Annotated in this window: 14 protein-coding genes; 10 read left to right on the top strand and 4 right to left on the bottom strand. The window is 67.7% G+C overall.

The genetic code is table 11. The features are described from left to right. Positions 1-311: 311 nt before the first annotated feature. Positions 312-1,115 carry an IclR family transcriptional regulator domain-containing protein gene (locus E1218_RS31265; RefSeq protein ID WP_132326647.1) on the bottom strand — a complete coding sequence of 268 codons (804 nt, stop codon included), beginning with the start codon at positions 1,113-1,115 and terminating at the stop codon, positions 312-314. Between the two features lie 124 nt (positions 1,116-1,239). Here E1218_RS31265 and E1218_RS31260 point away from each other — a divergent pair, with 124 nt between their 5' ends. The 8 genes from E1218_RS31260 to E1218_RS31225 all read left to right on the top strand — a co-directional run bounded on the left by E1218_RS31260 (position 1,240) and on the right by E1218_RS31225 (position 8,269). Next, on the top strand, positions 1,240-1,803 hold the full coding sequence (locus E1218_RS31260) for a flavin reductase family protein (protein ID WP_132326646.1): 564 nt from the start codon (positions 1,240-1,242) through the stop codon (positions 1,801-1,803). A gap of 39 nt (positions 1,804-1,842) precedes the next feature. After that, the gene (locus E1218_RS31255; RefSeq protein ID WP_132326645.1) at positions 1,843-3,411 is read left to right on the top strand and encodes a 4-hydroxyphenylacetate 3-hydroxylase family protein; all 1,569 of its coding nucleotides are present in this window, start codon (positions 1,843-1,845) and stop codon (positions 3,409-3,411) included. Positions 3,412-3,432: 21 nt separating this feature from the next. Beyond that, positions 3,433-4,293 (top strand): catechol 1,2-dioxygenase, encoded by an 861-nt coding sequence (gene catA, locus E1218_RS31250; RefSeq protein ID WP_132326644.1) that lies wholly within the window; start codon positions 3,433-3,435, stop codon positions 4,291-4,293. Positions 4,294-4,318: 25 nt separating this feature from the next. Then, positions 4,319-5,443 (top strand): muconate/chloromuconate family cycloisomerase, encoded by a 1,125-nt coding sequence (locus E1218_RS31245; protein WP_132326643.1) that lies wholly within the window; start codon positions 4,319-4,321, stop codon positions 5,441-5,443. A 3-nt stretch (positions 5,444-5,446) separates the two neighbouring features. Beyond that, complete coding sequence (catC, locus tag E1218_RS31240) at positions 5,447-5,722, top strand: muconolactone Delta-isomerase (RefSeq protein WP_132326642.1); 276 nt, start codon at positions 5,447-5,449, stop codon at positions 5,720-5,722. Next, positions 5,719-6,534 carry an alpha/beta fold hydrolase gene (locus tag E1218_RS31235; RefSeq protein WP_132326641.1) on the top strand — a complete coding sequence of 272 codons (816 nt, stop codon included), beginning with the start codon at positions 5,719-5,721 and terminating at the stop codon, positions 6,532-6,534. The genes catC and E1218_RS31235 overlap by 4 nt, the downstream gene beginning before the upstream one ends. Before the next feature lie 131 nt (positions 6,535-6,665). After that, positions 6,666-7,637, top strand: a complete 972-nt coding sequence (locus E1218_RS31230; RefSeq protein WP_132326640.1) for a ring-cleaving dioxygenase — start codon at positions 6,666-6,668, stop codon at positions 7,635-7,637. Next, entirely contained in the window at positions 7,634-8,269 is a 636-nt protein-coding gene (locus E1218_RS31225) for an alpha/beta hydrolase (protein ID WP_132326639.1), read from the top strand. The genes E1218_RS31230 and E1218_RS31225 overlap by 4 nt, the downstream gene beginning before the upstream one ends. Positions 8,270-8,314: 45 nt before the next feature. Here E1218_RS31225 and E1218_RS31220 read toward each other — a convergent pair whose 3' ends face one another. Beyond that, complete coding sequence (locus tag E1218_RS31220; RefSeq protein ID WP_233712590.1) at positions 8,315-9,259, bottom strand: GlxA family transcriptional regulator; 945 nt, start codon at positions 9,257-9,259, stop codon at positions 8,315-8,317. A gap of 338 nt (positions 9,260-9,597) precedes the next feature. Here E1218_RS31220 and E1218_RS31215 point away from each other — a divergent pair, with 338 nt between their 5' ends. Both E1218_RS31215 and E1218_RS31210 read left to right on the top strand, forming a co-directional pair. Next, on the top strand, positions 9,598-10,041 hold the full coding sequence (locus E1218_RS31215) for a Rid family hydrolase (protein WP_132326637.1): 444 nt from the start codon (positions 9,598-9,600) through the stop codon (positions 10,039-10,041). Between the two features lie 699 nt (positions 10,042-10,740). After that, positions 10,741-11,175, top strand: coding sequence for a hypothetical protein (locus tag E1218_RS31210; RefSeq protein ID WP_132326636.1), 435 nt, complete (start codon positions 10,741-10,743; stop codon positions 11,173-11,175). A 12-nt stretch (positions 11,176-11,187) separates the two neighbouring features. On the opposite strand, the gene E1218_RS31205 is transcribed toward E1218_RS31210, so the two are convergent. Together E1218_RS31205 and E1218_RS31200 are read right to left on the bottom strand one after the other, a co-directional pair. Next, on the bottom strand, positions 11,188-11,850 hold the full coding sequence (locus tag E1218_RS31205) for a TetR/AcrR family transcriptional regulator (protein WP_202866290.1): 663 nt from the start codon (positions 11,848-11,850) through the stop codon (positions 11,188-11,190). 383 nt (positions 11,851-12,233) lie between these two features. Beyond that, positions 12,234-12,872, bottom strand: coding sequence for a TetR/AcrR family transcriptional regulator (locus E1218_RS31200; RefSeq protein WP_202866289.1), 639 nt, complete (start codon positions 12,870-12,872; stop codon positions 12,234-12,236). Between the last annotated feature and the right edge of the window lie 110 nt (positions 12,873-12,982).

The raw sequence follows: 12,982 nt of genomic DNA, 5'->3' as shown, positions 1-12,982 counted from the left end.
ACTCATCCACCCCATCTCCCTGGCCGTCGGCGCCCGCCTCACCGTCGACCACATAGCCCAATCCTTCACCGTCTACCCCTCCATCACCGGCTCCATCGCCGAAGCCGCCCGCCGCCTCCACCTCCGCGGCTAGTCCTTCGCCCGCCAGCCGTTAGGACTGCGACCCGTGCCGTGCAGGACTTTCTGCCGCCGCGAGCCCTCGTACCACCTGGCCCGTCTACCGCATCGATGAGTGCGGTCCGATGTCGAGTCGCACGACGACAGCGTCCGACGACGGCTTGCCGGCGTATCCCTACCCGGATCCACCCACCTCAGAAGAATCCGTCGCGGGCGGTAGTACCGCGGGTCCGGTCGTAGCCGAGGTCGGCGGAAATGTCGGCGGCGGCTTCCAGCAGTAGCGGGACCGTCTCGTTTCGCAGCTTGTCAGGAACGAGACGTCCCGCCGACGTGGAGGAGGCGAGAGCCGCCACGACCGCGCCGGTACGGTCCCGCACCGGCGCGGAGGCGGAGATCAGGCCCTCTTCGAGTTCGCCGTCGACGATGCACCACCCCTGCTCGCGAACCTCGGCGAGCAGCGCCCGCAGCTTCACGGGATCGGTCACTGTGGTCGCGGTCAGGCGCCGCAGCTCGGCCTCCTCGAGGAACCGCGTGATCCACTCGGGCCCGGAGTACGCGAGCAGCACCCGGCCCATGGACGTCGCGTGAGCGGGCACCCGGGTGCCGACGGCGACGTTGATGCTCATGATCCGCCGGACCGGCACGCGAGCGACGTACACGACGTCCTGACCGTCCAGCTCAGCCATTGAGGCGGACTCGCCGGTGCGCTCGGCGAGGCGCAACAGGTGCGGCTGCGCCAGTTCGATCATCGCCTTCGTCGCGGTGTAGTGCTGCCCGATGCTCAGCACGCGCGGCGTCAGCGACCAGCGGGTCCCCTCGTTGGCGACGTATCCGAGCCGCTGCAGCGTCAGCAGCAGCCGACGCACCGCCGGACGGGACAACCCGGTCGCCGCAGCCAGCTCGGCCAGCGTCGGATTGGTCAGGTCCTCGTCGAACGCGAGCAGGACCGCGAAGCCCCGTTCGAGGCTCTGCACGTAGTCACGCTCGTTGGCCTCCACCCTCACACCCCTATCACTTCGTGTCACCTGAACTCTTGACCACGGACGCGCTGTGATGCACTCTCGACTCACTTGACCGCACAGCGTTCAGTATGTACGCACAGCGTACATCAAGGAGGTCCCGATGACCATTCCACCGCGAGAACTCCGCGACGCCTTCGGCCGCTTCGCCACCGGAGTGACCGTCGTGACGTGCCGGGCCACGGACGGCACCCCGCACGGAGCCACCGTGAACGCATTCACGGCGGTCTCGCTGGAACCGGCCCTGTGCCAGGTGACCCTTACCCGCAACTCGAAGGCCTGCGGGTACCTGAACGGTGCGCCGTTCGCGGTGAACGTGCTGGGGATGGGCCAAGCCGACACGGCCCGGCACTTCGCCGGACGCCCGGCGGATCCCGGGCCGGAGTGGGCGGACGGGCCGACCGCACCGGTGTTGGTCGGCGCCGCAGCCGTCTATTCCTGCCGCCCCTGGCGCACCTACGACGGCGGTGACCATCTGATCGTGGTCGGCGAGGTCGACCACGTGCACGTCACCGACGACGCGCCGTTGCTGTTCTACGCCGGCGCCTTCCGCGAGATCGGCGGCCGCGAGACCGGGGTCCACTGGGGCGGTTCGCTCGACTGTCCCGACGCCGGCTGGTTCAACGCCGCCACTGTTTTCACGCCCCTCCGCCCGCACGCCGCCTAGTCGAGCTACTCCGCAAGCATTCTGAGAGAAGGGCAGACCATGACGCTTCAGCAGGAACACACTTCGCAGTCCACTCCGACCGCCACCGCCCCGATGACCGGGGACGAGTACATCGCGTCGATCCAGGACGGCCGGGAGGTGTGGATCTACGGCGAGCGGGTCGCGGACGTCACCACCCACCCTGCCTTCCGCAACCCGGTTCGGATGACCGCCCGCCTGTACGACGCGCTGCACGACCCGGCCGTCAAGGACAAGCTCACCGTGCCGACCGACACCGGCAGCGGCGGCGTCACCCATCCGTTCTTCCGCAGTCCGCACTCGGTCGACGACCTGCTCGCCGATCGCACCGCGATCGAGACGTGGGCCCGGATGACGTACGGCTGGATGGGCCGCTCCCCCGACTACAAAGCCAGCTTCCTCGGCACGCTCGGCGCCAACTCGGAGTTCTACGCGCCGTTCGAGGACAACGCAAAGCGCTGGTACCGCGAGTCGCAGGAGAAGGTCCTGTACTGGAACCACGCGATCATCAACCCACCGGTGGACCGCGACCTGCCGCCGGACGAGGTCGGCGACGTGTTCATGAAGGTGGAGAAGGAGACCGACGCCGGCCTGATCGTGTCCGGCGCCAAGGTGGTTGCCACCGGCTCCGCGATCACCAACTACAACTTCATCGCCCACTACGGCCTGCCGATCAAGAAGAAGGAGTTCGCACTGATCTGCACGGTGCCGATGGATGCCGCCGGCATCAAGCTGATCTGCCGGACGTCGTACACCCAGCAGGCCGCGGTGATGGGCAGCCCGTTCGACTACCCCCTGTCGTCCCGGATGGACGAGAACGACACCATCTTCGTCTTCGACAAGGTGCTGGTCCCGTGGGAGAACGTCTTCCTGTACGGCGACATCGAGAAGATCAACGGCTTCTTCCCGGTCTCCGGCTTCATCCCGCGGTTCACCTTTCACGGCTGCATCCGGCTGGCCACCAAGATCGACTTCATCGCCGGGCTGTTGCTCAAGGCCCTCGAAATGACCGGCAGCAAGGACTTCCGCGGCGTCCAGACCCGGGTCGGCGAGGTGATCGGCTGGCGCAACACCTTCTACGCGCTCGCTGACGCGATGGCCCGCAACCCCGACGAGTGGACCAACGGGGCGCTGCTGCCCAAGCTGGACTACGGCCTGACCTACCGGATGCTGATGATCCAGGCCTACCCGCGGATCAAGGAGATCATCGAGTCCGACGTCGCCAGCGGGCTGATCTACCTCAACTCCCACTCGATCGACTTCAAGACCCCCGAGGTCCGGCCGTATCTGGACAAGTACGTCCGCGGCTCGAACGGCTACGAGGCGGTCGACCGGGTAAAGGTGATGAAGGCCCTCTGGGACGCGGTCGGCTCGGAGTTCGGTGGCCGGCACGAGCTCTACGAGCGCAACTACTCCGGCAACCACGAGAACGTGAAGGCCGAACTGCTGTTCGCCGCGGACGCGCAGGGCACTACGGCGGCGATGAAGGGATTCGCCGACCAGTGCCTGGCGGAGTACGACCTGGACGGCTGGACCGTGTCCGACCTGATCGGCAACGACGACGTCTCCTTCCTGCGCCACCGCGCCTGACCACGAGCAAAGGACAACTCCATGAGCACCACCCAGGAATCTCCCACCGCCGCCGGCTCGGGCGCGAACGCCTCCGACGCCTTCCGCGCCAGCGCGGCCCGCCGGGGCGCCGCCGAGACCACCCAGGAGCGGGCCGACCGCCTCTTCCGCCGGACGCTCGAGGCGATCTACGAGGTGATCCGCACCGAGGAGGTCAGCTACCCCGAGTTCCAGGCGGTCAAGCGCTGGCTGATGGATGTCGGCGAGGTCGGTGAGTGGCCGCTGTTCCTCGACGTGTTCGTCGAGCACGAGATCGAGAAGGTCGCGGCGAAGAGCCAGCGGGGGACGACCGGCACGATCGAGGGACCGTACTACCTGCCCGGCCAGCAGCGGCTCCCGGCCGTGACGACGCTGCCGATGCGGCCGGACGAGAAAGGCGACAAACTCGTGTTCAGTGGTCAGGTCCGGGCGCTCGACGGTAGGTCGCTGGCCGGGGCGGAGGTGGACTTCTGGCAGGCTGACGCCGACGGGTACTACTCGGGCTTCGCGCCGAATGTCGCGGCCGGAAACCTGCGCGGCGTGGTCGTCACCGACCAGGACGGCCGGTTCGCGATCACCACGATCAAGCCGGCGCCGTACCAGATCCCGACCGACGGGCCGACCGGCGCGATGATCGCGGCGGCCGGGTGGCACCCGTGGCGGCCGGCGCACCTGCACCTGATGGTCCGCGCCGACGGGCACCGGCAGGTCACCACCCAGCTGTACTTCGACGGCGGCGATTGGCTCGACTCCGACGTCGCCTCGGCGACCAAGGACGAACTGGTCCTCGCACCGGACCGACGCGACGACGGCAGCTACGCCGTGTCCTACGACTTCGAGCTCGAGCCCGCCGCGAAGTCCTGATCGCCCGCCTCAGAAAGGATCCGTCGTGACCGACGACCTGCGCATCGAGCGTGTCGAGACCGTCCTGCTCGACATTCCCCTGAAGCGACCGCACCGGTTCGCCCGGGCCGCCATGGACAGTCAGCCGGTCTTGTACGTGTTCGTCGGGACCGCCGGCGGGATCACCGGAGTCGGTGAAGGAGTCGTCCCCGCAGGGCCCTGGTGGGGCGGGGAATCCGTCGAGACCATGCAACTGGTCGTCGAGAAGTACATGGCGCCGGTCCTGCTGGGCCGCCCGGTCGACGACATCCACCGCATCATGCGCGACATCAGCGACGTGATCGCGGCCAACCTGTTCGCCAAGGCGGCGGTCGAGGTCGCTCTCCACGACGCCTGGGCGCGCTGCCTCGGCGTACCGGTGCACACCTTGCTCGGTGGACTCGTCCGCACCTCGATCCCGGTCACCTGGGCGCTGGGTACCGAGCCCGCCCAGGTGGTCGTCGAGGAGGCGCTCGGCAAGCTCGACGCAGGGCTGCACCGCTCGTTCAAGCTGAAGATGGGTGCACTGGACCCGGCGACCGATGTCGCCCGGGTCCGCGCGGTCGCCGAGAAGCTGGCCGGCGTGGCCGGCGTGCGCGTCGACCTGAATGCGCGCTGGGACCGGCTCACCGCACTCACCCATCTGCCCAAGCTCGTCGACGCCGGAGTGGAGATGGTCGAGCAACCGGTGCCTGGTTCGGAGATCGAGGCGCTCGCCGAGATCAGCGCCACGCTGCCGATCCCGGTGATGGCCGACGAGAGCCTGCGGACCCCGTCCGACGCGGTACGGCTCGCACGGCTCCGCGCGGCCGACATCTTCGCAGTCAAGACCACCAAGTGCGGTGGCCTCCGCGCCAGCCTCGAGATCGCCGCGATCGGCGCCGCCGCGGGCATCCCCTCACACGGCGCCACCTCCATCGAGTCACCCGTGGGAACCGCCGCCTCGCTCCACTTTGCCTGCGCCGCGCCCGGGGCCACCTGGGGTAGTGAACTGTTCGGACCACTGCTGATGGCCGAGGAAATGCTCACCGCCCCGCTGCGCTACGCCGACGGCCACCTGCACCTGCCCGGCGGGCCCGGCCTCGGAATCGAACTCGACCCGGACAAGCTCCGGGCCTTCCGGAGGGACTGATCGATGCTCTTCCACGTCACGATGGACGTCAACCTTCCACCCGCTCTCGACCCGGAGGGCTTGACGGAGATCCTCGACCGCGAGAAGGCGTACTGCCAGGACCTGCAGGTCAAGGGCAAGTGGGTGCATCTCTGGCGGGTCGTCGGCCAGTACGCGAACGTGAGCATCTTCGACGTGGACTCCCCGGACGAGCTGCACGAGATCCTCTGGAACCTGCCGCTGTTCTCGTTCATGACCGTGAAAGTCATGCCGTTGTGTCCGCATCCCTCGGCGCTGTGAGCACCCTCGCCGCGACGGTCGACGGGCCGCCGGACGCGCCGAGCCTGGTGCTCGGTCCATCGCTGGGAACCGGCACGGGTCTGTTCGACGTACAGGTCGCCTCCTTGGCCGCGAAGTACCGGATCATCCGCTTCGATCTCCCAGGTCATGGCCGGTCCCCCACCTGGGAGGGGCCGTTCCTCCTCGAAGATCTCGCCACCGCGGTACTGCGGATGCTCGACCAGCTCGGCGTCGACCGCTTTCACTACGCGGGCGTCTCACTCGGCGGCGCCATCGGCCAGCAACTCGCTGTCTCCAGCGCCCGACTCGACTCCCTGACCCTGATGGCCACCGCGGGCCGGTTCCCGGCCCCAGAATCCTGGCCTGCGCGTGCCGAACTCGTCCTGACCTCCGGCACGGAGGCGTTGGTCCCGTCGCGCTACGGCACCTGGTTCACACAGGAGTACGCCGACGCCAACCCGGCCGAAGCCGAGCGCCTGATCGCCATGCTCCGCTCGACCTCGCCCGTCGGCTATGCCGCCTGCTGTGAGGCCATCGCTGCCTTCGATCTGCGTGACCGGCTCGGCACCATCACCGTCCCCACTCTCGTCATCGCCGGCCAGGACGACCCCGCCACCCCGCCTGACACCGTCCGCGCCCTCGCTGACGCCATTCCGCCAGCGTCGTTCGTCGCAGCTGCCGGTGCTCACCTGATCAACATCGAAGCGGCGTCCGCGGTCACTCGATTGCTCGACAGGCAACTCGCGCGAGCTGATTCGCTCACCGACCAGAGGCGGACGTCACCGGCCCTGACACCTCGGCACCACCACTAGGTTCACCGACTGGCACGATCGATGCTGATCGTGGCACGACCAGCGCTGGCGGGTCCGAGGCGCCGGAACCTACGGTCGTTCCATGGCTGTGTCGCCGAACCCCGGCCTGGTCAGCGAGAAGGGAAACGCGAATGGCTGACGTAGCACCCCACGGGCTTCACCACGTGACCGCGATCGCGGAGGATCCACAGCGCAACGTCGACTTCTACACCACCGTGCTGGGTCTGCGCCTGGTCAAGCGCACGGTGAACTTCGACGCCCCGAACACCTACCACCTGTACTACGGTGACGCGTCCGGGCGCCCGTCCACGCTGCTCACGTTCTTCCCCTGGCCCGGTGCCCCGAACGGCAGGCAGGGGACCGGGCTCACGACGGCCACCGCGTTCAGCATCCCGCCGGAGTCGCTCGGCTGGTGGCAGACGCGGCTCCAGCAACTGGGAGTCGACGCCGACGAGCCGGTCGCCCGTGCCGACGAGGAGGTCCTGCGGCTGCGCGACCCCGACGGCCTGGTGATCGAATTGGTCGCGTCCGACGGAGACACCCGGTCCGGCTGGGACGGGGTGTCCGCGATCCCTGCCGACAACGCGGTCCGCGGCCTGTTCTCGGTGACCATGACCGAGCAACTGCTCGACCCGACGGCCGAGATGCTCGCCGGCATGCTGGGGATGCGGCACGGCGCGGACTCCCCCGACGGCAGCCGGTTCGTGATGTCCGGCGGCGCGGAGGGTACGGCGGTGGACGTACGGCCGAGCAACGCGTCCCGCGGGCTGCAGGCGGCCGGCACGGTCCACCACATCGCGTTCCGGGCGCCGGACCACGAGACGCAGGTGAAGTGGCGCGAACAGCTGATCGAGTCCGGGGTGAACGTCACCGAGATCCTCGACCGGCAGTACTTCACCTCGATCTACTTCCGCGAGCCGGGCGGAGTCCTGCTGGAGATCGCGACCGACCAGCCGGGCTTCACCGTGGACGAACCGCTGCTCGAGCTCGGCCAGCACCTCAAGCTGCCGCCCTGGCTCGAACCGGACCGTGAGCACATCCAGGCCTCGCTGCCACCGCTGCGGGTCCCGCCGGCCTCGCGCCCGGACGACCTGGACCGATGAGCGACGACCCGCTCCAGCGGCCGCACGTCTGGCAGCCGGGCTCTGCCGGCCCACCGCTCCTCCTGCTTCACGGCACCGGGGGCGACGAGCACGACCTGCTCGGACTCCGGCAGCACCTGGCACCCGACGCGCCGGTGCTGTCGCCACGCGGCTCGGTCTCGGAGCACGGGATGGCGAGGTTCTTCCGCCGGGTCCGGGAGGGCGTGTTCGACGAGGACGACCTCCGGCTGCGCGCGGACGAGCTCGCCGCCTTCCTCACCGCGGCCGAGACGAGGTACGGCGTACCGGCCGGGTCGTGGCTGGCGGTCGGCTTCTCCAACGGCGCGAACATGGCGTCCGCCTTGCTCCTGCGGCACCCGGAGTCACTCGCAGGCGCAGTACTGCTCGCCGCGATGGTGCCTTTCGTGGGCGACGAGCCCCGCGATCACGCACTGGCCGGAAGGCCCGTGTTGATCGTCAACGGCACCAGGGATTCGATGGCCACGCCCGAACAGACCAGGAGGCTCGCCGATCAGCTGCGCCGAAGAGACGCTGATGTGGCTGTGCTGACATTCGACGGCGGCCACACCGTCGACGTCGGCCAGTTGCCGCGCGTCAAGGAGTTCATCGACGCCCGGACGGCCAGCTACTAGCGCCCGAGCCCAAGGGATCTCCTCGGCCGTCCGGTCGAAGACAGCTCAAGACCCGGTCCGATTCGTCGACATCGCTTCCGTCGGTACCGACCTTCGGTAGGCATTGGGGGTGGTGCCAACCTCGCGCCGGAACACCGAGCGCAGGTTCGCGCCGCTGCCGAACCCGGTCGCGGCCGCGATCCTGTCCATCGGCCAGTCCGAGGTCTCCAGGAGCCTGCGGGCGCTGAGAATGCGCTGCAGGACGACCCAGCGCATCGGTGGCAGTCCCGTCTCGGTCACAAAGTGCCGGATAAAGGTGCGCCGCGACAGGTTGGAGTGCGCGGCCATCTGCTGCACCGTGATCGGTTCGCCGAGGTTCTCCATCACCCACGCCCGGGTCCGCGAGAGGTCTGAACGCGGGGGCGTCAGCACGTCGACGTACTGACGGTGGTCGCCGCTGCGCGCTGGTGCGGCGACCACGCCCTTGCCTGCCTCGTACGCCGCCGCCGAACCGTAGTCCGAGCTGATCAGGTAGAGGCAAGCGTCGATGCCGGCTCCCGCGCCCGCGGACGTCAAGATCTTGCCTTCCTCGACGAACAGCGTGTTCTCCACGACGTTCACGCGCGGATACCGCTCACGCAGCAGCGACAGGTACTGCCAGTGGGTCGTCGCGGCGCGTCCGTCCAGGACTCCGCTGGCAGCCAAGGCGAAGGTTCCGGTGCAGATACCGACAATGCGAGCCCCGTGATCGGCGCTGACCCGGATCGCGTCGAGGTAGGCCGGCGGCAGGGGGACCTCAGGCCGGTCGAAGCCGGGAACCACCACGATGTCGGCCTCGCCCACGGCCGACAACGGATGCGCCGGCGTGATCGCGACCGTGAGGTCACCCGGCACCGGACGGTGAGCAGTTGCGTCGGCATCGCCGCACACCATCAACCGGTATCCGTCGCAACTGCCCAGAATGTGCGCCGGAATGCTGAAGTCGAGACCGATAACCCGCGGCACGGCCATGATCGCCACGGTCAGCCGACTACTACGAGAGCGCACTCGCCCCTCCTTCGATCGGTACGGCGGCCCGCCGGTGGGTGATCTCGCTGCCAGATCCTGCGACCCGGAAAGGACTCCATCATGCCCCGTCGACTGTCGGTGAGGACAACGGCGGGGGGGCGTCACCTACGCCTTCGACGACGACCTCGAGTCCTCTCGTCCCGGCTTCCAGGAGCCCCGTGGATTCCTCCCGGCGCGGAGTGGCACGAAGGCTGCTGACTTTGGCACGGCCGCCGCTGGTGGGCCGCCGTGCCAATTCCTAGCGTGAACACGAAGACCCTCAGGACAAGGAGCGTTCGCAGATGACGGTACGGGTGGAGAACTTCGGGGTCCCGTGGGAGAGCGGCTACGGGTACGTCCAGGCACTGCAGCACGGCGACACTATCTACCTGTCCGGTCAGCTGGCCAACGACGGCACCGAATTGGTCTCACCGGCCTCGCTCGACGCCAACGGCACGCCGACGGACTTCTCCGCGATGGGCGACCAGATGCGCCGGACCTATGCGAACGCCGAGGAGCTGCTGAAGCGATTCGGCGCCTCGCTTGGCGACGTCGTCGAGGAGGTCGTCTACGTACTCGACGTCGATGCGGCGATGGCGGTCGCGGGCGAGGTCCGCAGAGCGGCGTACGGCCGCGAGGACCCGCAGGTCGCGAGCACGATCCTCGGTGTCACGAGGCTGGCGTTTCCCGAGCAGCTGGTAGAGATCAAGTTCATCGCCAAGCTCGCTGGTGCGACGGCGCCATGAGCCCGAATGCTGGGCGGGCTCGTGGTGCGAGCTGAGGGTTCTCGTAGGCCGACCCTACGCCGAAGCACCAGTCATCAGCTCGCTGCCCAGCGCCATCGCCGAGGGCTGTCCCCTGGTGCTCAGCCTCCATGCGACGTAGCGGAACAGGTGTAGTTCCGGAAGGATGTGTGTAGCGAGCTCGGAACGACGGCCTATGCACCGGCACGTCGCCGGATTCGGGACAGTGGGCGAGAGTGCCGCCCCCTCTCGCCTCGACAACTCTCCAGGTGCACGAAGGACCAGACCTGCACCGGCGATGAGCATCGAACCACCGGCGACCGCCCGCTGGATGTCGCCCGTGCCATTTTCGTGATCCCGCGTTGCGGGGTTCTGTGATCGGCTCCTCCGAACCAGCGCGATCCGAGTGCATGCGGGTCCAACATTCATGGACTAAACAGTCCAGATAAAATGGACAGCAGACGGCGACAGCGAGTCCTCCGCACGCAACGCCAATGGCAGAGCACGGGGTGCAGATCGATCCAAAGACGAAGATGCCCACACCTCGTACGCAGGTTCAGGCTGCAGGAGCCGTCGGGATCGCGTTGCCACCCAGGGCGACTGCAGCCGGCCGGGAAAAGGACGATACGGTCCATTTGTTGAAAACTGTCAGACAGGGAGAGACCAGTGCACTCAGCAGATCAGAACAGTGAGAGTCCATCGATGGACCACGGCGCATGCTCGGGTGTTGCCGACATGCCCGGCGATGCCCTGGCGCTGGGAGAGTCCGTATTGTGCAGCTTGGACTCGCTCGACGATCTGGCGCGTTGGCGGGACGAGGTCGTCAACCAGCGCCGGCAGGCGATCCTCGGTACCTCCGCCGCGGCCGATGCTGCTTGCCGAGCGAGTGACGGCACCGGGCGGGTGGCGCAATCCGTTGCGATCTCCAGGCTCGAGGCGCTGTTCGAGGCCGCCATCGACCGCATGCGCGGTAACGGTGAACTGGCGATCGATGCCGATCCAGTCAAGCTGGCGACGGCATTGACGGCCGCGCTACATGGCGGATCGTTACTGGCGAAGACAACCCAGGACATCTCCCGGCTGGAGGTCCCGCTGGACTTGGCGCTGAGCTATGTCCGCTCGCATTCAGCCAGGTGAGCGCCCGCCTCGTCAGGCCGAGAGAAACATCCGGACATGATCGAGCGCCATGTCGAGTGCAACCTCCATCGGCGCGATGTCATGTGCGGTCTGAGCCAACAGATAGCCGCCTTGCAACGCCGCCATCAGCCCGATCGCAAGCGTCCGAGGGTCGGCGTCGGGAGTGAGCGTCCGCGAATCCTGCATACGGCGTAGGCCGGCCTCGATAAGTCTCTCCCACTCGTCGAACGTCTCCGCCAGCGCCATCCGCGCGACCTCGTCCTGGTCGGAGACCTCTCCGGCAAGCGCGCCGAGAACACAGCCGTACGCGCCCTTTTGGAGCGCGTTGCGCTGGACGAGTGCATCCCTCCACCGAACCAGGCCATTGAACGATCTTAGGCGTTCCAGCGCGGCATGTTCGCGCTGGATGATCTCTTCCGCGCGAAACTGGACCACAGCGCGGACCAACTCCTCCTTATCGGCGAAGTTGTTGTAGAGCTGAGACTTGCTCGTGCCGCTAGCGGCCCGGACCTCGTCCAGACTGGTCGAACCGACCCCCTTCACGTACATGAGGTTGGCTGCGGCCTCGATGATGCGCTGCCTTGTCGCCGCGCCACGAGGTGTCAGCTTCGGCTCGGCTTCCACACTCTCTGACCTGGTCACGGAAACAAGGTTACCGGCCAGGATGATCGGCACCCGATCCTCTGCCCGTACCTTCCGCGTGCGCCGGCCGTTTCGCGCGCACTCAGCCGTAGCTCACCAACGACGCCGGCCGGCGGTTGCCCTGGCACCGCCCGGCCCGCACAGTCTGAACAGAACCAACGCCTTCACGGCTCCCTCGCGGTCGACGGCGTCCCGCGGTTCTCGGTCGCCCCAAGGACCAGTACGACGAAATCATGGCTTCGGAAATACGCGATCTGTCGTCCAGCACCAGGGCCCAGTGCCCGGCCAGCAGATCCGGCGACTTCGTGCTGCCGATGGCTGCCGGTGCACTCCTGCTGAGGACGTCAGGCTGATCGTAGCGATCCACGCCCATTTCCCCGCGCCGCACAGACCGAGAGCAGAGCGCGAAGCGGAGATCACAGGTGGGCCTCGCTGCCGAGCAATCGAAGATGCGCCAGCGTCATGTCGATCGCGGACGCCAACGGCGCGACGTCACGGGACGCCTGCGCCAACAGATAGCCGCCTTGAACGGCTGCCAACAGGCCGATGGCAAGTTGTGACACGTCCGCCTGGCATGGGATGACTCCCGCCTTCTGAAACCGTCGGAGGAGGTCTTCGAAGAGTCCCTGCCACGCCGAGAAGAGGTCGTGCAGCTTCTGACGCGCGATCGAGTCCTGATCAGCAACCTCATTCGCGAGCGAACCCAATGGGCACCCGTACCGGCCACCCTGCGGCCCATTGGTCTCGACCAGCGTGTCCCTCCACCGCCGCAATCCTGCGAACGTCTTCACGCTCCCCAGCCGCGCCCGCTCAGCAGCGATCGTTCGGTCCCCCACGAACTCGATGACCGCTCCAACCAGCGCGTGCTTGTCTTCGAAGTGCCAGTACAACTGTGACTTGCTCACGTTGCTGGCTATGACGACGTCGTCGAGGGTCGTGGCGCTGACACCTCGCAGGCGCATCAGGTCGGCTGCCGTAGCGATGATCCGGGATCTCGTCCTCGCGCCACGCGCCGTCAGCCGCGGTGTCTGGGCCCCGCCCGAACTCTCGTCCACCCGCCCATGTTACCGGCCCGGCACCTCCTGACAGAGAGCCGGCAACCGAGTCAGCCCCGTATCGGCGTACGTCCGCCCACGATCGCGGTGAGCGGGGCCACCCTTCCAAG

Origin of the sequence: Kribbella turkmenica, assembly GCF_004348725.1 — a bacterium.
GTDB lineage: Bacteria > Actinomycetota > Actinomycetes > Propionibacteriales > Kribbellaceae > Kribbella > Kribbella turkmenica.
The sequence above is the reverse complement of the archived record's forward strand: the minus strand, read 5'-3'. Positions and strand labels throughout refer to the sequence as shown.

Coding starts and splice junctions, on each gene's coding strand:
- E1218_RS31260 (WP_132326646.1), top strand. CDS start 1,240: ATGACCATTCCACCGCGAGAACTCCGCGACGCCTTCGGCCGCTTCGCC.
- E1218_RS31255 (WP_132326645.1), top strand. CDS start 1,843: ATGACGCTTCAGCAGGAACACACTTCGCAGTCCACTCCGACCGCCACC.
- catA (WP_132326644.1), top strand. CDS start 3,433: ATGAGCACCACCCAGGAATCTCCCACCGCCGCCGGCTCGGGCGCGAAC.
- catC (WP_132326642.1), top strand. CDS start 5,447: ATGCTCTTCCACGTCACGATGGACGTCAACCTTCCACCCGCTCTCGAC.
- E1218_RS31230 (WP_132326640.1), top strand. CDS start 6,666: ATGGCTGACGTAGCACCCCACGGGCTTCACCACGTGACCGCGATCGCG.
- E1218_RS31225 (WP_132326639.1), top strand. CDS start 7,634: ATGAGCGACGACCCGCTCCAGCGGCCGCACGTCTGGCAGCCGGGCTCT.
- E1218_RS31220 (WP_233712590.1), bottom strand. CDS start 9,259: ATGGCCGTGCCGCGGGTTATCGGTCTCGACTTCAGCATTCCGGCGCAC.
- E1218_RS31215 (WP_132326637.1), top strand. CDS start 9,598: ATGACGGTACGGGTGGAGAACTTCGGGGTCCCGTGGGAGAGCGGCTAC.
- E1218_RS31210 (WP_132326636.1), top strand. CDS start 10,741: ATGGACCACGGCGCATGCTCGGGTGTTGCCGACATGCCCGGCGATGCC.